The sequence below is a fragment of the Citrobacter sp. Cu231 genome, from assembly GCF_030332265.1.
In the GTDB taxonomy this organism is placed as follows: Bacteria; Pseudomonadota; Gammaproteobacteria; order Enterobacterales; family Enterobacteriaceae; genus Citrobacter; species Citrobacter meridianamericanus.
This window is the reverse complement of sequence record NZ_JAOWIE010000027.1, coordinates 147,481-172,647: the sequence shown is the minus strand read 5'-3', so window position 1 is coordinate 172,647 and position 25,167 is coordinate 147,481. Positions and strand designations below refer to the sequence as shown.

General features: G+C 52.5%; 23 protein-coding genes. 12 read left to right on the top strand and 11 right to left on the bottom strand.

What is annotated here, in order from left to right:
• Window positions 1-160 precede the first annotated feature (160 nt).
• The 4 genes from OGY15_RS02665 (at window position 161) to OGY15_RS02650 (ending at window position 5,313) form a co-directional block, all read left to right on the top strand.
• Window positions 161-1,942 carry a DUF2264 domain-containing protein gene (locus tag OGY15_RS02665; protein ID WP_286538094.1) on the top strand — a complete coding sequence of 594 codons (1,782 nt, stop codon included), beginning with the start codon at window positions 161-163 and terminating at the stop codon, window positions 1,940-1,942.
• Between the two features lie 24 nt (window positions 1,943-1,966).
• Window positions 1,967-3,232, top strand: coding sequence for an oligosaccharide MFS transporter (locus tag OGY15_RS02660; RefSeq protein WP_187252798.1), 1,266 nt, complete (start codon window positions 1,967-1,969; stop codon window positions 3,230-3,232).
• 21 nt (window positions 3,233-3,253) lie between these two features.
• A complete protein-coding gene (locus OGY15_RS02655; protein WP_151219545.1) occupies window positions 3,254-4,444 on the top strand; it encodes a glycoside hydrolase family 88 protein in 1,191 nt (396 codons plus the stop codon).
• Window positions 4,445-4,524: 80 nt separating this feature from the next.
• Complete coding sequence (locus tag OGY15_RS02650; protein WP_286538083.1) at window positions 4,525-5,313, top strand: oligogalacturonate-specific porin KdgM family protein; 789 nt, start codon at window positions 4,525-4,527, stop codon at window positions 5,311-5,313.
• A 19-nt stretch (window positions 5,314-5,332) separates the two neighbouring features.
• Here OGY15_RS02650 and OGY15_RS02645 read toward each other — a convergent pair whose 3' ends face one another.
• The 3 genes from OGY15_RS02645 to OGY15_RS24775 all read right to left on the bottom strand — a co-directional run bounded on the left by OGY15_RS02645 (window position 5,333) and on the right by OGY15_RS24775 (window position 8,088).
• Entirely contained in the window at window positions 5,333-6,370 is a 1,038-nt protein-coding gene (locus tag OGY15_RS02645; protein ID WP_151219547.1) for an AbrB family transcriptional regulator, read from the bottom strand.
• A 174-nt stretch (window positions 6,371-6,544) separates the two neighbouring features.
• Entirely contained in the window at window positions 6,545-7,828 is a 1,284-nt protein-coding gene (locus OGY15_RS02640) for a citrate synthase (protein WP_151219548.1), read from the bottom strand.
• Window positions 7,829-8,034: 206 nt separating this feature from the next.
• Window positions 8,035-8,088: a hypothetical protein gene (locus OGY15_RS24775; RefSeq protein WP_418135082.1), complete on the bottom strand. Its 54-nt coding sequence runs from the start codon at window positions 8,086-8,088 to the stop codon at window positions 8,035-8,037.
• 437 nt (window positions 8,089-8,525) lie between these two features.
• Between OGY15_RS24775 and sdhC the strand changes: the two genes are divergently transcribed.
• The 8 genes from sdhC (at window position 8,526) to sucD (ending at window position 18,299) form a co-directional block, all read left to right on the top strand.
• Window positions 8,526-8,930: a succinate dehydrogenase cytochrome b556 subunit gene (sdhC, locus tag OGY15_RS02635; RefSeq protein WP_016152282.1), complete on the top strand. Its 405-nt coding sequence runs from the start codon at window positions 8,526-8,528 to the stop codon at window positions 8,928-8,930.
• On the top strand, window positions 8,924-9,271 hold the full coding sequence (sdhD, locus tag OGY15_RS02630; protein WP_005122550.1) for a succinate dehydrogenase membrane anchor subunit: 348 nt from the start codon (window positions 8,924-8,926) through the stop codon (window positions 9,269-9,271). The genes sdhC and sdhD overlap by 7 nt, the downstream gene beginning before the upstream one ends.
• Window positions 9,271-11,037 (top strand): succinate dehydrogenase flavoprotein subunit, encoded by a 1,767-nt coding sequence (gene sdhA, locus OGY15_RS02625; protein WP_003022919.1) that lies wholly within the window; start codon window positions 9,271-9,273, stop codon window positions 11,035-11,037. The genes sdhD and sdhA overlap by 1 nt, the downstream gene beginning before the upstream one ends.
• Before the next feature lie 15 nt (window positions 11,038-11,052).
• A complete protein-coding gene (gene sdhB, locus OGY15_RS02620) occupies window positions 11,053-11,769 on the top strand; it encodes a succinate dehydrogenase iron-sulfur subunit SdhB (protein WP_003022921.1) in 717 nt (238 codons plus the stop codon).
• Window positions 11,770-12,133: 364 nt separating this feature from the next.
• Window positions 12,134-14,935 (top strand): 2-oxoglutarate dehydrogenase E1 component, encoded by a 2,802-nt coding sequence (sucA, locus tag OGY15_RS02615; RefSeq protein WP_286538079.1) that lies wholly within the window; start codon window positions 12,134-12,136, stop codon window positions 14,933-14,935.
• Between the two features lie 14 nt (window positions 14,936-14,949).
• A complete protein-coding gene (odhB, locus tag OGY15_RS02610) occupies window positions 14,950-16,173 on the top strand; it encodes a 2-oxoglutarate dehydrogenase complex dihydrolipoyllysine-residue succinyltransferase (protein ID WP_187252794.1) in 1,224 nt (407 codons plus the stop codon).
• Between the two features lie 90 nt (window positions 16,174-16,263).
• A complete protein-coding gene (gene sucC, locus OGY15_RS02605; protein WP_003022927.1) occupies window positions 16,264-17,430 on the top strand; it encodes an ADP-forming succinate--CoA ligase subunit beta in 1,167 nt (388 codons plus the stop codon).
• Window positions 17,430-18,299 carry a succinate--CoA ligase subunit alpha gene (gene sucD / locus OGY15_RS02600; RefSeq protein WP_003022929.1) on the top strand — a complete coding sequence of 290 codons (870 nt, stop codon included), beginning with the start codon at window positions 17,430-17,432 and terminating at the stop codon, window positions 18,297-18,299. The genes sucC and sucD overlap by 1 nt, the downstream gene beginning before the upstream one ends.
• 97 nt (window positions 18,300-18,396) lie before the next feature.
• Here sucD and OGY15_RS02595 read toward each other — a convergent pair whose 3' ends face one another.
• The 8 genes from OGY15_RS02595 to otnK are packed head-to-tail and all read right to left on the bottom strand — an operon-like array spanning window position 18,397 to window position 25,157.
• Window positions 18,397-19,050 carry an aspartate/glutamate racemase family protein gene (locus OGY15_RS02595; protein WP_286538071.1) on the bottom strand — a complete coding sequence of 218 codons (654 nt, stop codon included), beginning with the start codon at window positions 19,048-19,050 and terminating at the stop codon, window positions 18,397-18,399.
• Window positions 19,047-19,466, bottom strand: a complete 420-nt coding sequence (locus OGY15_RS02590) for a GlcG/HbpS family heme-binding protein (protein ID WP_151219689.1) — start codon at window positions 19,464-19,466, stop codon at window positions 19,047-19,049. The genes OGY15_RS02595 and OGY15_RS02590 overlap by 4 nt, the downstream gene beginning before the upstream one ends.
• A 5-nt stretch (window positions 19,467-19,471) precedes the next feature.
• Window positions 19,472-20,818: a bile acid:sodium symporter family protein gene (locus tag OGY15_RS02585; protein WP_286538067.1), complete on the bottom strand. Its 1,347-nt coding sequence runs from the start codon at window positions 20,816-20,818 to the stop codon at window positions 19,472-19,474.
• 21 nt (window positions 20,819-20,839) lie between these two features.
• A complete protein-coding gene (locus OGY15_RS02580; protein WP_286538065.1) occupies window positions 20,840-21,652 on the bottom strand; it encodes a beta-keto acid cleavage family enzyme in 813 nt (270 codons plus the stop codon).
• A 34-nt stretch (window positions 21,653-21,686) separates the two neighbouring features.
• Window positions 21,687-22,463: a hydroxypyruvate isomerase family protein gene (locus OGY15_RS02575; protein ID WP_286538063.1), complete on the bottom strand. Its 777-nt coding sequence runs from the start codon at window positions 22,461-22,463 to the stop codon at window positions 21,687-21,689.
• Window positions 22,444-23,253: a DeoR/GlpR family DNA-binding transcription regulator gene (locus OGY15_RS02570; protein WP_187252788.1), complete on the bottom strand. Its 810-nt coding sequence runs from the start codon at window positions 23,251-23,253 to the stop codon at window positions 22,444-22,446. The genes OGY15_RS02575 and OGY15_RS02570 overlap by 20 nt, the downstream gene beginning before the upstream one ends.
• Before the next feature lie 6 nt (window positions 23,254-23,259).
• Window positions 23,260-23,904: a 3-oxo-tetronate 4-phosphate decarboxylase gene (gene otnC, locus OGY15_RS02565; protein ID WP_151219551.1), complete on the bottom strand. Its 645-nt coding sequence runs from the start codon at window positions 23,902-23,904 to the stop codon at window positions 23,260-23,262.
• Entirely contained in the window at window positions 23,901-25,157 is a 1,257-nt protein-coding gene (otnK, locus tag OGY15_RS02560) for a 3-oxo-tetronate kinase (protein ID WP_151219552.1), read from the bottom strand. Before otnK ends, otnC begins: the two co-directional genes overlap by 4 nt.
• Window positions 25,158-25,167: the final 10 nt, after the last annotated feature.

Here is a 25,167-nt window from a genome sequence, read left to right as displayed (position 1 = left end):
AAGTTTTTATCACTGTAATCGAATTTTTGCTGTGAAATGCAGATGAATGTTGTTCTTCATCACCAGTGTTGTGCGGAAATACGACAATTATCACATTTGTATGTCAGGCCAAATCCTTATTATGCGCCCAACACTTCATCAAATGAAACGAGGTTTCATTATGCGGGCAAGGCAAGAATATGTAGAAATGGCGCGGAAATGGTTGGTATCAGCCATTCCTCATCTCACTCGCGATAATACGCGGTTGGACGTTGGAAATACGTCAGCACAATATCCGGCAGACATTGCCGGAATAGAGGGGTTCGCGCGTTTGCTGTGGATCCTATCGCCGTTGCTGAGCGGAGGAGAGGCGAGTGATTATCGTGAGACATTTATTCGCGGTATTCGTCATGGCTGCGATCCCAAACATCCGGACTATTGGGGCAATCTGGTCGATAACGATCAGCGCTGCGTGGAAATGGCCGCTTTTGGCGTTGCGCTGGCGCTGCCTAATACGGGGTTGTGGAACGAGTTAACAGCCGATGAGCAGGGCAATCTGGAGCGCTGGTTACGGCAAAGTGCTGAAATCCAAATCCCGGATAATAACTGGCACTTTTTCCCGGTATTGGTGCAGGTCGGGCTTAAATGTGTCGGACGCCACTACGATATGATGGTTATTGATAAACATCTGAACGCGATTGAGTCGTTCTGGCTCGGTAACGGCTGGTATTCCGACGGTGCAGGCAAACCGCGCGATTACTATATCTCCAGTGGGTTTCATTTTTACAGTTTGCTATATAGCCATTTTATGCAGGACGCTGACCCTGAACGTTGCCTGCGCTATCGCCATCGCGCGCGTCAGTTTGCCAAAGATTACATCTATTACTTTACCAGTGACGGGAATGCGATTCCGTTTGGTCGCAGCCTGACTTATCGCTTTGTCCAGGTTGCGTTCTGGAGCGCTGTCGTCTGGACAGGGCTGGATGTTTTTACGCTCCCTATCGTAAAAGGCGTTATTTTGCGCCACCTCGACTGGTGGTTAGCGCAGCCTTTCATTGATCCGGAGGGGTTATTCTCGCTGGGATATACCTATCCGAATCTGGTGATGACTGAAGATTACAACAGCCCGTGCTCGCCCTGGTGGGCATGTAAGGCATTGCTGATTCTGGCACTGCCGGAACAGAGCGCGTTCTGGCAAGCCGAGTCGGCCCCGTTGCCTGAACCAGAGCCAATTCATCCGATCAAGGAAGCTGGGCAATTTGTCGTTCATGATGATGAAAATCGACACGCCTGGATGCTGATGTCCGGGCAGTACGATCGCAATAATTTTGTCAATTTCGATGCCAAATACGGCAAATTTGCTTACTCCAGCCACTTCGGTTTTACCCTTGAGCGTGGTCTTTATGGCATCAACCATGCGGCCTGTGATTCGATGCTGATGTTCAGCGAACAGGACAACTATTGGCGCGGCCGCCGTGAGTGCGAGGCTGTAGAAATGACCGATACGTTGATTCGAAGCCGTTGGCTCCCATGGTCAGATGTCGCAGTGACGACCTGGCTGATCCCGTTTCAGCAAGGGCATATTCGAATCCATCGCGTGGAAACCGCGCGTACGCTTGAGTGTGTGGAAGGGGGATTTGCGCTTAATCGCCATCAGCTTATCGATACCAAAACTGCACAGCACGGGGTCACGCTTCGCGCCATCTCAGGTGTATGTCAGATAACCGATCTGTTGGCTGGACGCCAACCGGAGGTCGTCACTACGCCACCTAACAGCAATATTCTGTATGCATCTCCGGGAGAGATCCCCTGTCTTCGTAGCACGCTTACACCGGGCACGCACTGGCTGGTCTGCGCCATCAATGCCACTTCGCTTTTATGGCTGCCGCCCCCAGTGGCAATGGCCTTCGACTGCGAAAACCAGGCGCTGACGCTGGGTGCCAAAACGTTGGAAATCTTATAACTAACGCATCTCCGGAGAAAAATAATGGCTAACTCTGTGCAGTCGACGCGCTCGGCTTACATAAAATTAAGTCTGTTTGTATTCCTGTTTACCTTTACCTGGGCGGCCAGTTTTGGTCTGTATGCTATCTGGCTGGGAGATAAAGCCGGGCTGGATGGTGTGGAAATCGGCACGGTGTTTGCTGTAAACGGCGTTTTTGCGGTAGTTATCAAACCTGTTTACGGTTACATCATGGATAAAATGGGCATGAAAAAACATCTGCTTTATTTTGTCTGTCTCGTTTCGGCCCTGATGGCACCCTTTTTCATCTGGTGTTACCTGCCGCTATTACAAACGCATTTTATCAGCGGGATGATCGTCGGCGCGCTATTTTTCAGCCTCGGTTGGTATGCGGGCGTGGCGGCGGAGGAGTCCTATGTTGACCGTTTCAGCCGTCTGTACGCGATGGAGTTTGGCCGGATACGCATGTGGGCGGCGCTGGGCTGGGCAACAGCGTCGTCATTCTCCGGTTATCTCTACAATATATCCCCCAAAATAAACTTTGTTATCAGTAGCGTCTCCGCACTGTGCATGTTTGCGGTTCTGTTGACGCTGAAAGTTGATCACTTTGGCCAGGAAGAGAATAACGTCCTGTCGAAAGAGAAGATTGTGATTGGTGATGTGTTCGAGCTGTTACGTAATAAAAAATTCTGGACCTTTGCGCTGTATATCGCGGGAGTGGCATGGATGATGTTTATTGCCGAGCAACAGTTCTCTCGCTATTTCGTCACTTTCTTTAGCACTAAAGAAGAAGGTAATGCCATGTTTGGCTATATGAGTACCGCGCAGTCGGCCGCTGAGTTTTTCGGCATGATGCTGGTGCCTGCCATTATTAACCGCATTGGCGCCAAGCAGGGGATGATCCTGACCGGTCTGGTGATTAGCTTACGTTTGATTATCTCCGGACTAACTAACGATCCGCTGATCATCTGTCTGGTTAAACCATTATATGGAATTGAAATCGCCCTAATTCTGGTTTCAGTCTTCAAATATATTGCCGAGCATTTCGATAAACGCGTTAACGCCACGATGTATCTGCTGGGCTATCAGGCCATGATTTACGTCGGCTCAATTGTCGTGGCGCCGCCTGCTGGCTATGCCTACCAAAAAATTGGTTTTGAGCATACCTATCTGATTATGGGCGTGGTTGCCCTGGTATTTACCGGGATCTCTGCCTTCACGCTTTCTACTTGCTATCAACATAAAAAAAATATTGCAGCCCCTGTCCATGGGCAAGAAGCCACCCATTAAAGTAAAGAAAACGAGAGAATTATGTCTGCAACTATTCGTAAAGAACCGATCGTTCCTGTTGTCCTGCGAAGCGGCGAACGCGCTGCTATTGCGCAGAAGATTCGCCGTGCTTTACCGGTAATTTTATCTGCTATCGATCGTAACAGCGTTTATTTTGGCTCGCGTTTTCCCGATGCGGCATGTGAGGACGGGCGTTATCCAATTATTGATAATCAGGAATGGACTACCAGTTTCTGGACTGGCCAACTGTGGCTGGCATGGGAATGGACGCGTAATGATGCCTATCGTACGTTGGCCGAACAACATGTTCGTTCTTTTGGCGAACGTATTGCCAGACGGGATCATACTAATCACCACGATCTGGGTTTTCTGTACAGCCTTTCCTGCATAGCGGCTAATAAACTGACCGGCAATCGCGAGGCAGCTTATATCGCGCAGCAGGCAGCAGAAGTGCTGATGGAACGCTATCACGAGAAATGCGGCATTATTCAGGCGTGGGGCGAACTGGATAATCCAGAGCAGCAGGGCAGGATGATTATAGACTGCAATATGAATCTGCCATTACTGTATCAGGCCAGCGCCAGCACCGGCGATCCACGTTATGCAGAAGCGGCAAAAAATCATATTGAGCAGGCACGACGTTATATTGTGCGCGAGGACGGTTCGACGTTCCATACGTACTATATGGATGTTCACACCGGGGAACCGCGATTTGGCAATACTCATCAGGGTTTTTCTGATGATTCCTGCTGGTCGCGTGGGCAGGCATGGGGCGTTTATGGCTTTTTGCTGAATTATCTCTATACCGGAGATGAACGACTACTGGAACTGAGTCAGACGCTGGCAAATTACTTTATAAATCGTTTACCGGAAGATCTTATTTGTTATTGGGATTTGGCACTCACCGATCCCCATAGTGAAAGGGATAGCTCAGCCAGCGCAATACTTGCCTGCGCCTTGCTGGAGTTGGTTAAGCAGCTCCCGGCGACTCATCCAGATCGTGAAAGCTACGAAGCGCTGGCATTACGAATGATTGCGCGAATGCTTGATGACTATCTCAATACTGTGCATAAAGCAGGCGAAGGATTATTACAGCACTCTGTATATTATTTTAAAGGTAATGTTGGCGTCGATGAATGCTGTGCGTGGGGTGATTATTTTCTGATGGAAGCATTGACCCGCGCAACATCCTGCTGGAATAGCTACTGGTAATATACCGCTCCCCCAGTTTAATAAATATGCTATTGGTTTAGCAGGGGGAGCTTTTATCTCTGTACGGCGAGGAAAGTATAATGAAAAGCAATAATATTAAGAAGGCCATATTAATGGCTGTATTGGTCATGCCCTCAACTGGCGCTTTGGCTGCGGAAAATAATACGACAACGGTCCCTCAGGTAAAATCAACTCCTTTTACGACGGTTTATTTTGCGCCGCGTACGCAGTATCGTACAGCCAGCAAAGGTTTTTTACAGCGACTGATGTTAACCGGCGTGGTACAGGATCCTGACTCAATTTTCAGCAAAATGTACTGGAGTTTTGAAACCGATGCCGATCTAGGAAAAAACATGGATCAGTGGAAAAGCAGTTATCAGGAAGCTGAGTTTAACAAACCTTTTGCGCTGGGTGAGAGTGACTTCTGGCTTGAGCCTGGCGTGGTGTTTCACTGGGAGTCTGCCGGTTCACGCGTTGATCCTTATATCGGGATTGGCTATCATTTTGATCCGACGCTGGGTGCGGTTTTACGCTATCGCTATAACCACCAAAACCATGACAGCGAAACATTGCAAGGCGACTGGGATGATTCTTCGGAACACCGTGTCGATATTTATTTAACCAAATATTTTACGCCAAACTTCTGGGTGCAATACAATCCGACGTATTACAGTAAAACTCATGGCGATAAATTTGAGTATGCTAATGGCAAGAATCATACCCTGCAGCATAACTTTGTATTTAATTTCCATGCTACGCCACGTTTTTATCCGTTTTTTGAATTAGGCTATCTTGATAAATATAAAGATGGTAATGATACAAAAAATGAATATCAAATCAGGGTAGGGTTTAAATATAACTTAAACTGATCCGGGTTTATGAGGGGAATTATTTTGGCGCATGCACCGAAATAAATCGCGCCACTGCCGGACCAGTCAATAATATACTGAATAGCCGCAGGGTTTGCATCGCCATGATCAGCGCCATATCGGCGTGGCTTCCTGCGGCAATCACCGCGACAGAATCCACGCCACCTGGACTGGTCGCCAGATAGGCAGTGAGAAAATCAATCTGCATGTAATGCGCCAGTCCCCAGGCCATCGCGGCACAGATCGCCATCAGTGAAAAAATGGACAACAGGATCTGCGGCAAAGGGCGCAGCGCCATTAAAAAGATCTGCTTGTCAAAGCCGAGGCCGATTTGCCAGCCGATGGACATATAGGCTATTGCCAGTAGCCACTCCGGCAGCTCGATCACCATCACCCCACCGGCATTTAACAGTGCACCAGCCAGCATCGGGAGCAACATGACGCCAGAGGGAATGCGCAGTAAACGCCCGGCTATTCCGGCAATAGCAGCCAACAAGATGGTGCTGAACAGATTGCCGCTCAGCGGTGGGAACCAGACGATTTGCTCGCTGACCGTTTGGGCCTGTTCACCCATTACCAGTCGGGTGACCAGCGCCGCAGCGCCAACCACTAATAATACCCGCAGATACTGCATAAACGCCACCAGACGGATGTCGGCACCATAATCCTGCGCCATCGCGACCATGGCCGCTGCACCGCCCGGTGATGAGCCCCATGCACCGGTGTTCCCCGGTAGACTACTGTAGCGAACAAGCAGCCAGCCGATTACCGCGCTGCTGACAAGGGTTGCTATCAGGATAACCATCACCATCGGCCAGTGGGCCGCAAGGGTTGTAAAGATTGAGCCAGTCAGGTTTTGGGCAATCATGCAACCGAGGATCGCTTGGGCACCAAGAAACGTGAAGCGGGGAGGGCGCAATGAGATGCCGCGCAGACTGAAAATGATACCGACGATCATCGAACCGAGCAGCAAGGGTCCAGGAAGATGGATAAACAGAAAGAACAGGGAAAGAAGGAGTGATAGCAGAAACAACAGGCTCCACTGCAAAACAGGCATCCCGTGCTCCTGAGTAAAATGAGGGAAATCTCAGTAAATCATAGAAAAGGCGTGATGAGAATAAAATAATATGGATCAAGAAAAACAGGCCGGATTGTGGCTTTAACGCCTTGTCCGGCCAGGGGGAGCTGATTGTTGTAAGCCGGAAAGGCGCTAACGCTATCCGGCAGACAATTAACGCTTAATTTCAGACTTAAAATCGCGTTTGTCGTAGCCGGTATACAGCTGACGTGGACGTGCGATCTTCATGCCGTCGGTGTGCATTTCGTTCCAGTGTGCAATCCAGCCAACGGTACGCGCCATGGCGAAAATAACGGTGAACATAGAAGACGGAATACCCATTGCTTTCAGAATGATGCCGGAGTAGAAGTCTACGTTCGGGTAGAGTTTCTTCTCAATGAAGTACGGGTCGTTGAGCGCAATGTGCTCAAGCTCCATAGCCACTTCCAGCAGATCATCTTTGGTGCCCAGTTCTTTCAGCACTTCGTGACAGGTTTCACGCATCACGGTGGCGCGTGGGTCATAGTTTTTATAAACACGGTGACCAAAGCCCATCAGGCGGAAAGAATCATTCTTGTCTTTCGCGCGGCGAACAAATTCTGGAATGTGTTTAACGGAGCTGATTTCTTCCAGCATTTTCAGTGCAGCTTCGTTTGCACCGCCGTGTGCCGGTCCCCACAGGGAAGCAATACCGGCTGCAATGCAGGCAAACGGGTTAGCGCCAGACGAACCCGCGGTACGTACGGTAGACGTCGAGGCGTTCTGTTCGTGGTCGGCGTGCAGGATCAAGATACGGTCCATTGCGCGTTCCAGAATCGGGTTTACTTCATATTTTTCGCACGGCGTGGAGAACATCATGTTCAGGAAGTTACCGGCGTAAGAGAGATCATTACGCGGGTACACGAACGGCTGTCCGATGGAGTATTTGTAGCACATCGCGGCCATGGTCGGCATTTTGGACAGCAGACGGAAAGCGGCGATTTCGCGGTGACGCGGATTATTCACATCCAGCGAATCGTGGTAGAACGCAGCCAGCGCACCAGTAACACCGCACATAACGGCCATCGGGTGAGAGTCGCGGCGGAAACCGTGGAACAGACGGGTGATCTGCTCGTGGATCATGGTATGGCGAGTGACCGTAGTTTTGAACCCGTCGTACTCTTCCTGCGTCGGTTTTTCGCCGTACAGCAGGATATAACACACTTCCAGATAGTTGGACTCGGTCGCCAACTGGTCAATCGGGAAGCCGCGATGCAGCAAAATACCTTCGTCACCATCGATGAACGTAATTTTGGATTCGCAGGATGCGGTAGAGGTAAAACCTGGGTCAAAAGTGAACATCCCTTTTGAACCGAGACTACGAATATCAATAACATCTTGACCGAGCGTACCTTTCAGCACATCCAGTTCAATAGCAGTATCACCATTTAGAGTGATTTTTGCTTTAGTATCAGCCATTTACGGTCTCCTTAGCGCCTTATTGCTTAAGACTGCCGGAACTCACATTTGCTTTCGTACATCAATGAACCGTTACCAGTTTGTTATTTGGCTCGCCGCTCTGCGAAAGAGGGGATGACCTGGGTACAGAGCTATGGGCGCTTGCAGGTAAAACGGTCTTTTCATGGCGAATAAACTGCAAATCAAGAACTTAGCAATCCGAATTATTAAACCTGTCTATCACTAATAACTGTCCTGACGGTATTGGTCAATACTTCCACACTGTTGCATAACTAAATCTCCGGTGAAAGAGTGACCCCATAACTTTTACGCATTATATGCTTTTTCTGGTGTCGTTTGTAACAACTTTGTTTAATGATTGTCAAATCAGATGATTAAAAATTAAAATAATGTTGTTATCGTGACCTATGTCACTGTTCGGGATAAAACCCGACAAACTATATGTAGGTTAATTGTAATGATTTTGTGAACGTCCTATACTGCCGCCAGGTCTCCGGAATACCCTGCAATCCCGAGCCAACCAGCGTTGTAACGTGTCGTTTTAGCATCTGGAAGCAGTGTTTTATATGACGCGTAGTTATAGTAAGGACGCTGTCTGACCCGCACGCAGACCGGAGGAAGGAAATCCCGTCGTCTTTCAGGCTACAGGTGTCTTCATCTTCTGTACCCGAAGTCCAAAGGGAATAATAAGAACAGCATGTGGGCGTTATTCATGATAAGAAATGTGAAAAAACAAAGACCTGTCAATCTGGATCTGCAAACGATCCGGTTCCCAATCACGGCGATAGCGTCCATTCTCCATCGCGTATCCGGAGTGATCACCTTCGTGGCGGTCGGGATTCTGTTGTGGTTATTGGGTACCAGCCTTTCCTCCCCTGAAGGTTTCCTCGCGGCGTCATCCATTATGAATAACTTCTTTGTGGAGTTAATTCTGTGGGGGATCCTGATTGCGCTGGCATATCACGCCGTAATGGGCATTCGCCATCTGTTGATGGATTTTGGCTATATCGAAGAAACCCTCGAAGCAGGGACACGCTCCGCCAAAATTTGTTTCGTTATCATTGTCGTGCTTTCACTTCTCGCAGGAGTCCTCGTATGGTAAGCAACGCCTCCGCATTAGGACGCAACGGCGTACATGACTTCATTCTGGTTCGTGCTACCGCTATCGTTCTGACGTTATACATCATCTATATGGTCGGCTTCTTCGCCACCAGCGGCGAGCTGACGTTTGAAGTCTGGACCGGTTTCTTCTCATCGGCATTCACCAAAGTCTTCACCCTGCTGGCACTTTTTTCCATCTTGATTCATGCCTGGATCGGCATGTGGCAGGTGTTGACCGACTACGTTAAACCTCTGGCTGTGCGCCTGATTCTGCAACTGGCTATCGTCGTTGCGCTGGTGGTTTACGTCATTTATGGATTTGTTGTGGTGTGGGGTGTGTAATGAAACTGCCAGTCAGAGAATTTGATGCTGTTGTGATTGGTGCCGGCGGCGCAGGTATGCGCGCGGCGCTGCAAATTTCCCAGAGCGGTCAGACCTGTGCGCTGCTCTCCAAGGTGTTCCCAACCCGTTCCCATACCGTATCTGCGCAAGGTGGTATCACCGTTGCGCTCGGTAATACCCATGAAGATAACTGGGAATGGCACATGTACGACACAGTAAAAGGGTCGGACTACATTGGTGATCAGGACGCTATTGAATATATGTGTAAGACCGGTCCGGAAGCGATTCTGGAGCTGGATCACATGGGGCTGCCGTTCTCTCGCCTTGATAATGGCACCATTTATCAACGTCCGTTTGGCGGCCAGTCGAAGAACTTCGGCGGTGAGCAGGCGGCACGTACCGCAGCCGCGGCAGACCGTACCGGTCATGCGCTGTTGCACACGCTGTATCAGCAGAACCTGAAAAACCATACCACCATCTTCTCAGAATGGTATGCGCTGGATCTGGTTAAAAATGCCGATGGCGCGATTGTCGGTTGTACCGCGCTGTGTATCGAAACCGGTGAAGTCGTTTACTTCAAAGCTCGCGCAACCGTGCTGGCGACTGGTGGTGCTGGCCGTATTTATCAGTCCACTACTAATGCCCACATCAACACCGGTGACGGCGTTGGTATGGCTATCCGCGCCGGTGTTCCGGTGCAGGATATGGAGATGTGGCAGTTCCACCCAACCGGTATCGCCGGTGCGGGTGTTCTGGTCACAGAAGGCTGCCGTGGTGAAGGTGGCTACCTGCTGAATAAACACGGCGAGCGCTTTATGGAGCGTTATGCGCCAAATGCGAAAGACCTGGCGGGTCGTGACGTGGTGGCGCGTTCCATCATGATCGAAATCCGTGAAGGTCGCGGCTGCGACGGCCCATGGGGCCCACACGCCAAGCTGAAACTTGACCACCTGGGTAAAGAAGTACTGGAATCCCGTCTGCCGGGCATTCTCGAGCTGTCTCGCACCTTCGCTCACGTTGATCCGGTGAAAGAGCCGATCCCGGTTATCCCAACCTGCCACTATATGATGGGCGGTATTCCGACCAAAGTAACCGGCCAGGCGTTGACCGTAAACGAGCAGGGCGAAGATGTGGTGATCCCTGGATTGTTTGCCGTCGGTGAAATTGCCTGTGTATCGGTTCATGGTGCAAACCGTCTGGGCGGCAACTCGCTGCTGGACCTGGTGGTGTTTGGTCGTGCGGTGGGGCTGCATCTGCAAGAGTCTATCGCCGAGCAGGGCGACCTGCTGGATGCGACCGAAGATGAAATCGATGCTTCTCTGGCGCGCCTGAATCGCTGGAACGGCAACCGCAACGGTGAAGACCCGGTGGCGATTCGCAAAGCGCTGCAGGAATGTATGCAGCACAACTTCTCGGTATTCCGCGAAGGCGATGCGATGGCGAAAGGTCTGGAAGAGCTGAAAGCGATTCGCGAGCGTCTGAAAAATGCCCGTCTGGACGATACCTCCAGCGAGTTCAACACCCAGCGTGTTGAGTGCCTGGAACTGGATAACCTGATGGAGACCGCGTACGCCACCGCAGTATCTGCAAACTTCCGTACCGAAAGCCGTGGCGCGCATAGCCGCTTCGACTTCCCGGAACGTGATGATGAAAACTGGCTGTGCCATTCCCTGTACCTGCCAGAGTCGGAATCCATGACGCGACGTCAAGTCAATATGGAACCGAAGCTGCGCCCGGCATTCCCGCCGAAGATTCGTACTTATTAATGCGGAGACAGGACAATGAAACTCGAGTTTTCAGTTTATCGCTATAACCCGGATGTTGACGACGCTCCGCGCATGCAGGATTACACCCTGGAGGCGGAAGAAGGGCGCGACATGATGCTGCTGGATGCGTTGATGCAGCTGAAAGAAAAAGACCCATCGCTGTCGTTCCGCCGCTCCTGCCGTGAAGGGGTCTGCGGCTCCGACGGTCTGAATATGAACGGCAAAAATGGACTGGCCTGTATCACACCTATTTCTGCGCTGAATCAGCCGGGCAAGAAAATTGTCATTCGCCCGCTGCCGGGCTTACCGGTTGTGCGCGATTTGGTGGTAGACATGGGGCAATTCTACGCACAGTATGAGAAGATTAAGCCTTACTTGTTGAATAATGGGAAAAATCCGCCGGCTCGTGAGCATTTACAAATGCCTGAGCAGCGTGAGAAGCTCGATGGGCTGTATGAATGTATTTTGTGTGCATGCTGCTCAACGTCCTGCCCATCGTTCTGGTGGAACCCGGACAAGTTTATTGGCCCGGCAGGCCTGCTGGCCGCGTATCGCTTCTTAATTGATAGCCGCGATACCGAGACCGACAGCCGCCTGGAAGGTTTAAGTGATGCTTTCAGCGTATTCCGCTGCCATAGCATCATGAACTGCGTCAGTGTATGTCCTAAAGGGCTGAACCCGACGCGTGCCATCGGCCATATTAAGTCGATGCTGCTCAAACGTAGTGCATAAATAGTTGTTGTTGCCGGGGAAGTGATTCCCCGGTAGTGCAGGAAACCTCTAAAAACTGCCACATTGATAGCAATAATCGCAGCCTGAACAGCGAAGATTATTAGACAGTTTTTAAAGGTTCCTTAGCGGACGCAGAAAACACGACAGTCCGCAACAAGTGAACCCCGGCACGCACATCGGTGTGCGTGGTAGTATCCACGGCGAAATACTCGTCATAGATCACGTTGCATGTGCGTTGGCTGCACTTGCTCACCCTGGTCACTTACTGGATGTAAGCTCCCAGGGATTCGCAAGCTTGCCGCCTTCCTGAAACGTGATCTATTTAGAGTATTAAATAAGCAGAAAAGATGCTTAAGGGATCACGATGCAGAACAGCGCTTTGAAAGCCTGGTTGGACTCTTCTTACCTCTCTGGTTCAAACCAGAGCTGGATAGAACAGCTCTATGAAGACTTCTTAACCGACCCTGACTCGGTAGATGCTAACTGGCGTTCGACGTTCCAGCAGTTACCTGGTACCGGAGTCAAACCGGATCAACTCCACTCAAAAACACGTGATTATTTCCGTCGGCAGGCGTTGATTACCCCACGTTACTCTTCTTCTATTTCCGATCCTGATGCCAATGTGAAGCAGGTTAAAGTCCTGCAGCTCATTAACGCCTACCGTTTCCGCGGTCATCAGCATGCGAATCTCGATCCGCTGGGACTGTGGCAGCAAGAAAATGTGGCCGATCTGGATCCGTCCTTCCACGATCTGACCGATGCGGATTTCCAGGAAAGCTTTAACGTAGGTTCTTTTGCCGGCGGCAAAGACACGATGAAGCTGAGCGACCTGGTTGTCGCGTTGAAACAAACCTACTGCGGCCCGATTGGCGCCGAGTATATGCACATTACCAGCACTGAAGAAAAACGCTGGCTTCAACAGCGTATCGAGTCTGGCCGCGCCGCGTTCAGTAGTGAAGAGAAGAAACGCTTCCTCAGCGAACTGACCGCTGCGGAAGGTCTGGAACGCTACCTGGGCGCGAAGTTCCCGGGAGCGAAACGATTCTCGTTGGAAGGCGGGGATGCGTTAATCCCAATGCTCAAAGAGATGATCCGCCACGCCGGCAACAGTGGTACCCGTGAAGTGGTGCTGGGTATGGCGCACCGTGGCCGTCTAAACGTGCTGGTCAACGTGTTGGGTAAAAAACCGCAGGACCTGTTCGACGAGTTCGCTGGCAAACATAAAGAACACCTCGGTACCGGCGACGTGAAGTATCACATGGGCTTCTCGTCGGATATCGAAACCGAAGGCGGTCTGGTTCACCTGGCGCTGGCGTTTAACCCGTCGCACCTGGAAATCGTTAGCCCGGTGGTTATCGGTTCCGTGCGCGCGCGTCTGGATCGTCTGGACGAGCCAAGCAGCAACAAGGTACTGCCAATCACCATCCACGGCGATGCGGCGGTAACCGGGCAGGGCGTGGTTCAGGAAACCCTGAACATGTCGAAAGCGCGTGGTTACGAAGTGGGCGGTACCGTTCGCATCGTGATCAACAACCAGGTGGGATTTACTACCTCTAACCCGCTGGATGCGCGTTCTACGCCGTACTGCACCGACATCGGTAAGATGGTTCAGGCGCCAATCTTCCACGTTAACGCGGATGACCCGGAAGCGGTCGCTTTCGTGACGCGTCTGGCGCTGGACTTCCGTAATACCTTCAAACGCGATGTGTTCATCGATCTGGTGTGCTACCGCCGTCATGGCCACAACGAAGCCGACGAGCCGAGTGCAACTCAGCCGCTGATGTATCAGAAAATCAAAAAGCATCCGACCCCGCGTAAAATCTACGCTGACAAGCTGGAAGCGGATAAAGTCGCCACGCTGGAAGATGCGACCGAAATGGTCAATCTGTATCGTGACGCGCTGGATGCTGGCGAATGCGTCGTGAAAGAGTGGCGTCCAATGAACATGCACTCCTTCACCTGGTCGCCGTACCTCAACCACGAGTGGGACGAAAGCTACCCGAACAAGGTAGAAATGAAGCGTCTGCAGGAGCTGGCAAAACGCATCAGTACCGTGCCTGAAGCCGTTGAAATGCAGTCGCGCGTTGCCAAAATTTACGGTGACCGTCAGGCCATGGCCGCAGGCGAGAAGCTGTTCGACTGGGGTGGGGCAGAGAATCTGGCTTATGCCACGCTGGTTGACGAAGGCATCCCAGTTCGTCTGTCGGGTGAAGACTCCGGTCGTGGAACCTTCTTCCACCGTCACGCAGTGATCCATAACCAGGCGAACGGTTCAACCTACACGCCGCTGCAGCATGTGCATAACGGCCAGGGCACGTTCCGCGTATGGGACTCCGTGCTGTCTGAAGAAGCCGTGCTGGCGTTCGAGTATGGTTATGCCACAGCAGAACCGCGTACGCTGACCATCTGGGAAGCGCAGTTTGGCGACTTTGCCAACGGTGCGCAGGTGGTGATTGACCAGTTCATCTCTTCCGGCGAGCAGAAGTGGGGCCGTATGTGCGGTCTGGTTATGCTGCTACCACACGGCTATGAAGGTCAGGGCCCGGAGCACTCCTCCGCACGTCTGGAACGTTATCTGCAACTTTGCGCTGAGCAAAACATGCAGGTTTGCGTCCCGTCCACCCCGGCACAGGTCTACCACATGCTGCGTCGTCAGGCACTGCGCGGGATGCGTCGTCCGCTGGTGGTGATGTCACCGAAGTCGCTGCTGCGACATCCGCTGGCAGTGTCCACGCTGGACGAACTGGCAAATGGCACCTTCCTGCCAGCCATTGGCGAAGTAGATGAACTTGATCCGAAAGGCGTGAAGCGTGTCGTGATGTGTTCTGGTAAGGTTTGTTACGACCTGCTGGAGCAACGCCGCAAGAACGACCAAAAAGATGTTGCCATTGTGCGCATCGAACAGCTCTATCCGTTCCCGCATAAAGCGGTGCAGGAAGCGCTGAAACCGTTTGCTCATGTACATGATTTTGTCTGGTGCCAGGAAGAGCCGCTCAACCAGGGCGCATGGTACTGCAGCCAGCATCATTTCCGTGAAGTAATTCCATTTGGGTCCGCTCTGCGTTATGCAGGTCGCCCGGCCTCTGCCTCCCCGGCAGTAGGATATATGTCTGTTCACCAGAAGCAGCAACAAGATCTGGTTAATGACGCGCTGAACGTCGATTAAATAAAGGATAAATAATGAGTAGCGTAGATATTCTTGTTCCCGACCTGCCTGAATCCGTAGCGGATGCAACGGTTGCAACCTGGCACAAAAAACCGGGCGATGCAGTACGTCGTGATGAAGTACTGGTAGAAATCGAAACTGACAAAGTGGTACTGGAAGTACCGGCATCAGCGGACGGTATTCTTGATGCGGTTCTGGAAGATGAAGGGACAACCGTCACTTCTCGCCAGATCCTTGGTCGCCTGCGTGAAGGCAACAGCAGCGGTAAAGAGACCAGTGCCAAGTCTGAAGAGAAAGATTCTACTCCTGCACAGCGCCAACAGGCGTCTCTTGCTGAGCAGAACAACGATGCCCTGAGCCCGGCGATCCGTCGCCTGTTGGGTGAGCATAACCTCGAAGCCAGCGCCATTAACGGCACCGGCGTCGGTGGTCGTATCACACGTGAAGATGTTGAAAAACATCTGGCCAAAGCACCGGCGGCGAAAGCAGAAGCCAAAGCGCCAGCCGCTGCACCTTCGTCACAGGCTCAACTTGGCGCGCGTGGTGAAAAACGTGTTCCGATGACCCGTCTGCGCAAACGCGTGGCTGAGCGTCTGCTGGAAGCGAAAAATTCCACCGCGATGCTGACCACATTTAACGAAGTCAACATGAAGCCAATCATGGATCTGCGTAAGCAGTACGGTGACGCGTTTGAGAAACGCCACGGTATCCGTCTGGGCTTTATGTCTTTCTACGTGAAAGCGGTGGTTGAAGCGCTGAAACGCTATCCGGAAGTCAACGCGTCCATCGATGGTGATGACGTGGTATACCACAACTACTTTGATGTCAGCATGGCGGTCTCCACGCCACGTGGTCTGGTAACGCCGGTTCTGCGCGATGTGGATCTGCTGGGTATGGCGGACATCGAGAAAAATATTAAAGAACTGGCAGTTAAAGGTCGCGACGGCAAGCTGACGGTGGAAGATCTGACGGGCGGTAACTTCACCATTACTAACGGTGGTGTATTCGGTTCCCTGATGTCTACGCCGATCATCAACCCACCGCAGAGCGCCATCCTGGGTATGCATGCCATCAAAGATCGTCCGATGGCCGTAGACGGTAAGGTTGAAATCCTGCCGATGATGTATCTGGCGCTGTCTTATGACCACCGTCTGATCGATGGTCGTGAGTCAGTCGGCTTCCTGGTAACCATTAAAGAGTTGCTGGAAGATCCAACGCGTCTGCTGCTGGACGTGTAGTTAATAAGAGTATCACCTGCCCCGTAGGCCTGGACGCTTATCAGGCCTACGGGTAAAAGATAACGATTACCTGAAGGATGGACAGAACACATGAACTTACATGAATATCAGGCAAAACAACTTTTTGCCCGCTATGGCTTACCGGCACCGGTGGGTTATGCCTGTACTACTCCGCGTGAAGCAGAAGAAGCCGCTTCAAAAATCGGCGCTGGCCCGTGGGTAGTGAAATGTCAGGTTCACGCTGGTGGCCGCGGTAAAGCGGGCGGTGTGAAAGTTGTGAACAGCAAAGAAGACATTCGCGCTTTTGCTGAACACTGGTTGGGTAAACGTCTGGTCACTTACCAGACAGACGCCCATGGTCAACCGGTAAATCAGATTCTGGTTGAAGCAGCGACCGACATCGGTAAAGAACTTTACCTCGGCGCAGTGGTTGACCGTAGCTCCCGTCGCGTGGTCTTCATGGCCTCTACTGAAGGCGGTGTGGAAATTGAAAAAGTCGCGGAAGAAACCCCGCACCTGATCCACAAAGTGGCGCTCGATCCGCTGGCAGGGCCGATGCCTTACCAGGGACGTGAGCTGGCGTTCAAACTGGGTCTGGAAGGTAAACAGGTTCAGCAGTTCACCAAGATCTTCATGGGGCTGGCGACCATTTTCCTGGAGCGCGACCTGGCGCTGATCGAAATCAACCCGCTGGTTGTAACCAAGCAGGGTGACCTGATCTGCCTCGACGGCAAGCTGGGCGCTGACGGCAACGCGCTGTTCCGCCAGGCTGATCTGCGCGAAATGCGCGACCAGTCTCAGGAAGATCCGCGTGAAGCGCAGGCTGCACAGTGGGAACTGAACTACGTTGCGCTCGACGGCAATATCGGCTGTATGGTTAACGGTGCGGGCCTGGCAATGGGCACCATGGACATCGTTAAGCTGCACGGCGGCGAACCGGCTAACTTCCTCGACGTTGGCGGCGGTGCCACCAAAGAGCGCGTGACCGAAGCGTTCAAAATTATTCTCTCTGACGACAATGTTAAAGCCGTCCTGGTTAACATCTTCGGCGGTATCGTACGTTGCGATCTGATCGCCGACGGTATCATCGGCGCGGTTGCCGAAGTCGGCGTTAACGTCCCGGTTGTGGTGCGTCTGGAAGGCAACAACGCCGAACTCGGCGCGAAAAAACTGGCTGATAGCGGCCTGAATATTATTGCAGCGAAAAGTCTGACGGATGCAGCTCAGCAGGTTGTTGCCGCAGTGGAGGGGAAATAATGTCAGTTTTAATTAATAAAGATACCAAGGTTATCTGCCAGGGCTTCACCGGTAGCCAGGGGACATTCCACTCCGAACAAGCGATTGCTTACGGTACGCAGATGGTTGGCGGTGTAACGCCAGGTAAAGGTGGCACCACGCACCTGGGCCTGCCGGTGTTCAACACCGTGCGTGAAGCCGTGGAAGCGACGGGCGCAACCGCGACCGTTATTTACGTTCCGGCACCGTTCTGCAAAGACTCCATCCTGGAAGCGATTGATGCTGGCATCAAACTGATTATCACTATCACCGAAGGCATCCCAACCCTGGATATGCTGACCGTGAAAGTGAAGCTGGATGAAGCTGGCGTGCGCATGATTGGCCCGAACTGCCCGGGTGTTATCACCCCAGGCGAATGTAAAATCGGTATCATGCCGGGTCACATTCACAAGCCGGGTAAAGTGGGCATCGTTTCTCGCTCCGGTACGCTGACCTATGAAGCGGTTAAGCAGACCACCGACTACGGTTTCGGCCAGTCTACCTGTGTAGGCATCGGTGGCGACCCGATTCCGGGGTCTAACTTTATCGATATCCTGAAACTGTTCCAGGAAGATCCGCAGACTGAAGCGATCGTCATGATCGGTGAGATCGGCGGTAGTGCGGAAGAAGAAGCCGCGGCTTACATCAAAGATCATGTGACCAAGCCTGTTGTGGGTTACATCGCGGGTGTGACTGCGCCGAAAGGTAAGCGTATGGGTCACGCGGGTGCGATCATCGCGGGCGGTAAAGGTACTGCGGACGAGAAATTCGCGGCTCTTGAAGCTGCGGGCGTGAAAACCGTTCGTAGCCTGGCCGATATCGGCGAAGCACTGAAAACCGTTATTAAGTAAGCAATAAAAATACAGCCCTGACTTTCTGCATGGTCAAGGGCTGGTCCCGTTTCGACATGGTTGGCCATCTGATGATGGCCTTTTTTTTGCCAGTAATTTAGCTTTCAGCCAGCGTTTTCAGCCAGCGAATACCGCTTTCCGGCGAGGTCATTACCGGCACAGGCGGGGAAGGGAGCTGTTGTAGAACGCGCGCCATCGAAGCCTGCGCCAGCATCACGACATCCGCTTGGGTAAAGGCGCTCTGTAACCCTTCACTAACAATACGGTCATGGGTCTCCATATCTCTCGCCAGTAGCGCGTGGAATGCCTCCTCCATTAATACAGGCGTAATGGTTCGCGATTTACCGCTCTGTTGAACTTTGCGCTGGACGTAATCCAGCGTTGGCTTCAGCGTGGTTGCCACGGTCGCCAGGACGGCGATTCGCTCACCTTTTTCAATCGCCTCTTCCACCATCGCGCAGTCAATGCGCGCGAGCTGGAGTGGGGTCATAAACTGACATTGCTCCACCGCAGTACCAATTGAGGAACAGGCGGTAATAAAGATATCGCAGTCCGCCTTTTCAGCAATATGTACATAGTCGGCGATGCGGGCGGCAATATCTGGAGTCACTCCCTGGGCCTTCATTACCTGCTTGATCATGGATTCTTCAACCAGGTGCATAACTTCAACATCCGGCATAATGTCGGCGATCAGCTGTTGCATCATTGCAAGTGTGGCTGCGCTGGTATGTAGCATGGCGACCTTTTTCATTGGGCTATCTCCTTAAGTAACGTTTCCGCGACGGCCAGCGCCGCATCATGATCTTCCTGTGCGGATAAACCGCCTACCGCGACGGCTCCGAGGCATTTCCCCTGGCGCAGAATCGGGATCCCACCCGGCAGCGCCGTAAAACGCGGATCGGCAAAATAGCCAATATCCAGCTGCTCTTTCTGCAGACGCTGTAAAAATGCCTGCGTGGTGCAGCCCAGGCGGCTGCTGGTACGCGCTTTACGCTGGGTTAACTCGATGGTTAACAGTTTGGCGTTATCCATTCGTGCAAAGCTAAGCAGTTCTCCATTGGCATCGCATACGGCCACGCTTAACGGGCGATTTGCGTAACATGTTTCGGCGAGCTCGAGCGCACAGGTTACGGCGCGCTGGGCGTGTTCCAGAGTGAGAGTTGTCATCGTGATTATCCTTTCGACAGATTTTCGCAAGCGGGTTGAACGGGATCTTTGGCTGCGGCTGCCTGCGCCTGTCTGGCGTCTTTTTTGCGCCAGTAGTTGGCGAGCAGCGAGCCGCTAACGTTGCCCAGTGGTGTCATCACCGCTGATGCGAGGCCTACGGTTGCCAGTTTGCCCATCGCCGCGGCAAGCCCGGACGCCATACCGCCGTTTTGCAGGCCGACTTCAAAGGCCACGGTACGGGCAGACTGTACGTCCATGCGGAAGATCCAGCGGCTCATCAGGTAACCAATCAGGAAGCCGCCGAGGTTATGCATCAGCATGGCGAAACAGAGCAGGAAGCCGACCTGTACCAGGTTGTCGCGCCCGGCTGCGGCGGCGGTGGTGGTAAAGAAAATGATCCCCATCATTGAGATGGTTGGCATGACCTTCTTCATGCCCGCCACACGGCCATACAGCCAGTTGTAGAACAATGCCCACACGAGACCGCCTGCCACGAAGTTGAGGACCACCGCGTACATCTGTGCTTCGGCGCTGGCGTGATCAAACAGCGCGTCCCAGCCGCCGGTAATCATATACAGCAGCCAAAGCGCACCGATCCCGGCCAGCATCTGGACGACACGGCGGCCGCGCACGCCGGCATAGGTTTTCAGATAGTCATGCAGAATTGCCGCGCCGATGGGAATTAATACGATTTTCACCACGTCCATCACCATCGCGGTGAGTTGGATATCGATCATCGAGCCCGCCAGCAGGTTGACCCACAGCGGCGTCATTACCGTTGCCGCCAGCGTTGAGACTGCGGCGATTGACACCGCCAGCGCGAGGTTAGCATTGGCGATGTAAACCATTACCGTAGATGAGAGACCGCTTGGGCAAGCGCCAATCAATAAAATGCCTACTGCGACTTCAGGCGGAAAATCAAAGATCAGGGTAATGCTCAGGCCGAGCAGGGGCATGATCACGAAATGGCAGAAGGTACCGATAAACACAGCCCACGGCATTTTGGCAACATCAATAAAATCCTGGATCGTTAGCTTCGTGCCCATGCTGAACATGGTGGCCTGAATCACGAGGAACACGATCCATTTATGGGTGATATTGAAACCGCCCCAGACGATCAGATCCGTAGACCAGGTCATGGCGGCCACAAAACCGGCGATGATCCACAATGTAAACTGATAGCTGCGTAAACCAGGCCAGTAGCCCGCACCGGCGGCGAATCCGGCGGTGAACATCACCAGCCCCGGCTGCCACAGCGCCGCGGACTGGATTAGTGCGCCGATAATTGCCAGCGCCGCGCCCGCAACGCTGAGGCCAAGTCCGGTTTTATGAATAACAGTGGTCATAGTCATGTTGAAATGTCCTTGCTGTTGTTATTGCTGCCGGGGGGGAATAGATAACATACGCCGTGCAATTTCCGGCGTGGCGACTTTTTTATCCATACTGTGAATGAGCGTAGCGAGTTTGGCGACTTGCTGATAATTATGCTGCGCTTTTTCTTCGGCGCTTAAATAATAACTATCTTCAAAGCCGATTCGTACTTCACTGGCACCCATAGCGACAGCAGCAGCGATAATATCGAAATTCTTTCTACCAAAATGGGTAATTCCCCATAAGGCATCGCGTGGAATCATGCTACGAAACGCAATTAATGCATCAATGGTTGCAGGCGTACTGCCGCGGTGGCCGAGAACGATATTAAAGAGCATGGGTTTTTGAAATTTTATTTTATCTTCAAGGTTCAGGATGTTATTAATCATGCCGATTTCAAAAACTTCAAACTCTGGGATAATATTGCGTTCGGTTATTTGCCGGGAACAATATTCCACGTCCGGAGCGGGATTAAAATACACCGCATCACCGAGGTTGACGGAACCGACGTTCAGCGAAGCCATCTCTACGCCGGGACAGGCGAGTGGTGCGCAGCGTTCGGCGATGGACATCGAAGAGACGCCGCCGGTAGAAGCCTGAATAATCAGGTCTGAATGGTGCATAACGCGGTCAATGGTAGCCTGAAAGTCGATAGTATCTGGCGTCAGGCGTCCCTGTTTATCACGAACGTGTAAATGCACGATGGACGCGCCATGTTCTACGCTGGCGAGTATTTCCTGCGCCAGTTCTTCGGGTATAACTCTGGGGCAATCCGCGGCAACGGGTGCCAGCGAAATAATAACAGTATCCGACATTTTTTCCTCCGATACAGAGATAGAGATATTAAAATTATAGGTAAGGTGTCATCCAGTTTAATGCGTCTGGCCCTGATGTTGACGGTTGATATTCACAGCCAATCCAGCCCTGGTAATTCATTTTTCTTATAAAATTAAATAGCCATGTTTCATTTAACTCCCCGGTTCCCGGTTCATGACGATAAGGAACAGAAGCAATTTGAAAATGTTTAATAAGGGTAAAATAGTGTTCGATATTTTTCGCCACGTTGCCATGAATTTTCTGACAGTGGTAAATATCAAACTGTAAACCGATATTTTTCTTAGCAACTTCGTGAATAATTGATTCGGCCAACGGGAAGCTGTCAATAAAATAACCGGGCATATCTTGCGAATTTAATGGTTCAATCAGTACATCGATTTCCGCGTCTGCCATCACATCACAGGCGATGCGCAGCCGATTTGTCAGGAGATCGCGCTGGGCGTGCAGCGTCAGGTCGCCGCAGCGCAAGCCCGCCATAATGTGAACCCGGCGACAGCCCAGCGCCGTGGCATAATCGCGCGCCACGTTCAGGCTATGGTGAAATTCTTTGTCGCGACCGGGCTGTGCGGCCAGTCCTCGTTCACCTTGCGCCCAGTTGCCAGCCGGCGCGTTCATCAGCACTACCGGCAGGGATGTTTCCCGCTGAGCGGCTTGCAAATGTTCCAGCGGATGCTGCCAGAGAAATAGCCCTTCTACACCGCGAAAACCGGCCGTCTGCGCCGCCGAAAATCGCGCCGCTATCGGTAAATCTGTAAACAACCAGTCGAGATTAGCCGCTAACTTCAGCATGGCGCGCACCCTCCAGGCCATCAACCAGATGCAGCTTAACGCCCTGACTGGCAATCGTTTGTTGCGCGTCTTCCGGTAACCGGTTATCAGAAATAATGTCGGTTAACTGCTGCAGACCACAGATGTGGAACATACCGTATTTGCCAAATTTACTGCTGTCGCAGACCAACACCCGACGCCGGGAGACGGTGAGTACCGCTTCTTTGACCGAGGCTTTCCCTTCACTCGGCGTCGACATACCGCGTTCGGTATCCCACGATGAGGAGCTTAGAAACGCTACGTCAATATTAATGGTGTGCAAAAAACTGGCGGCGCTTTTTCCAAGACATGAGCGGTTACGTTGATCTACAAGGCCACCGGTGTGATAGAGCGTAATGTGCGGCATATCCATCAAATAGTGGCTGATGGAAAAATCGTTGGTGACTACCGTCAGATTGAAACAGTGGCTGGCGGCGACGGCTTTCGCCACTTCAAACAACGACGTTCCTGCATCCAGATACAGCGTTTGTCCGGGCTCAATGAGCATGGCGGCAAGCTGGCCCATTTTACGCTTTACATCATGATTCAACTCGGCTTTTTCCCGCCATGGCAGTTCAGATTTCAACAGGTTATTGAGCTTCACGCCGCCGTTAATGGCGATAACTTTGCCTTCTTCTTCCAGCAATTGAATGTCGCGACGCACGGTCATATGCGACACGCTCATTAAATCTGCCAGTTCATTAAATGAGGCGGCATTTTTTTCGTGCACGTAGCGGTAGATAAAATCACGTCGTTGCTCGGGGATCATCATGTCACCTCACGCTTGCCGGGAATGTTCAAGTTCGGCCACCGCCTCTTCTGAGAGCGGAACATAGCCGAGCGGTTTTAACGTCAGCCAGATGCGAGCACTGTCTTCCAGCTCCTCGGCGTTAAATACTGCCTCACGCAGCGAGCGACCGCTTACTACCGGCCCATGATTGGCCAGCAGCGCTGCCGAATGGTCTGCTGCAATTTCACTCAGTGCGCTGGCAATACCTTCATGGCCGGGCTTGAAATAAGGTAGCAGCGGTAACTGCCCGACCCGCATCACGTAGTACGGCGTTAATGGCGGCAGACAGTTTTCCGGCGTGGCGCACGGCAGGCAGGAGAGTGCGGTCAGCCATGGAGAATGCAGGTGTACGACTGCACCGCAGGATGGCCGATGCCGATACCACGCCAGATGCATGGGAACCTCTTTTGAGGGTTTGTCACCGCTAAGATGAACGCCGTTGGCATCAAGCCGACTTAGCGTGGCCGGATCAAGTTCGCCCAGGCAGGAGTTGGTCGGGGTCACCAGATAGCCGCCATCCGGCAATTTGGCGCTGAGATTGCCGGAACCGCCGCTGCTGTAGCCGCGCACAAACAGGGAACGGCCATAATGGACGAGTAGTTCGCGCAGTTGGTGTTCACTCACCGGATTCATAATGCGTACTCCTGGGCAGTAAAAAAGAAATCTTCGTCACCAAAGTTGCCTGACTTCAGTGCCAGCGCCAGACCTGAAGAAAATACCCACGGCACGCCTGGCGCAATGGTTTTGCCAACGGACAAACGCTTCACCTGCAGGGCTTCCACAACGGTGCCGGACGTTTCACCGCCTGCGACGATAAATGTGTTTACACCTGCAACCTGTAGCTTTGCGCTCAGTCGGGAGAAAGCGTGTTCGATTGCCTGGCTGGCAGACTGTTCGCCGTACTCCTGTTGAATGCGTTTAAGTACTTCTGGCGGCTGAGTGGCGTAAATCATCGGCGCGAATGGGTCGCTGATATGCGTCATCGCCCAGGCACACAGTTCATCGGTGTAGCGTTCTGCATCAGACAGGCAGCGAGCCACATCGAGCACTCGAGATGCTGCCGCGGCTTTGTAACGAGTAACCTGGCGATTGCTCATTGCTGAACAGCTACCGGAGAACACCACGGTTTTTGCCGGCAGTGGAAAAGCGTCCGACTGCTGGGTTTGCCGACCTCCGGCGCAGGCGGCCAGCGCACCACCAAGCCCGGATCCCCCGGCTAACAGAGGGCTGGCATGGAGTGCCTGCGCCAGCGTGTTGAGATCTGCTTCATCCAGCGTATCGACAATAACGTGACGCGTACCTTCAGCCTGAAGTTGGGCCAAAGTATGAGTGACCGCTTCCACACCTTGACGCAGCGTTCTGAGGTTGATGCAGCCAACCGACCCCGGCGTTTGTGCGCTCAGCAGGCGCGGCAGACTGGCATCGGTCATGGGATTGAGCGGATGCTTTTCCATTCCGGACTCGTTAAGCAGTACGCCATTTACAAAAAGATGGCCATGCACCACCGTGCGCCCGTTTTGCGGCAGGGCGGGGCAGTGGACGATCACGGGAGTCTGCAGGTCGTTCATCAACGCATCGCTGACTGGTCCAATGTTGCCTGTTGGTGTGGAGTCAAACGTCGAACAATATTTAAAATAGATCTGGCGGACACCTGCCTTTTGTTTCAGCCAGCGGGCACAGGACAGAGATTGTGCGACGGCCTGTTCTGAGGGTAATGAGCGGCTTTTCAGCGAGATGACGATAGCGTCAACCTCTTCATTCCAGCATTGAGCGGCATCAGGCATTCCGGGTAGTAGCGCAACGCGCCACCCCTGCTGCGCCATAAAGCTTGCAATGTCCGTTGCGCCGGTGAAATCGTCGGCGATAACGCCTGTGGTGACGGCCATGGATCAACTC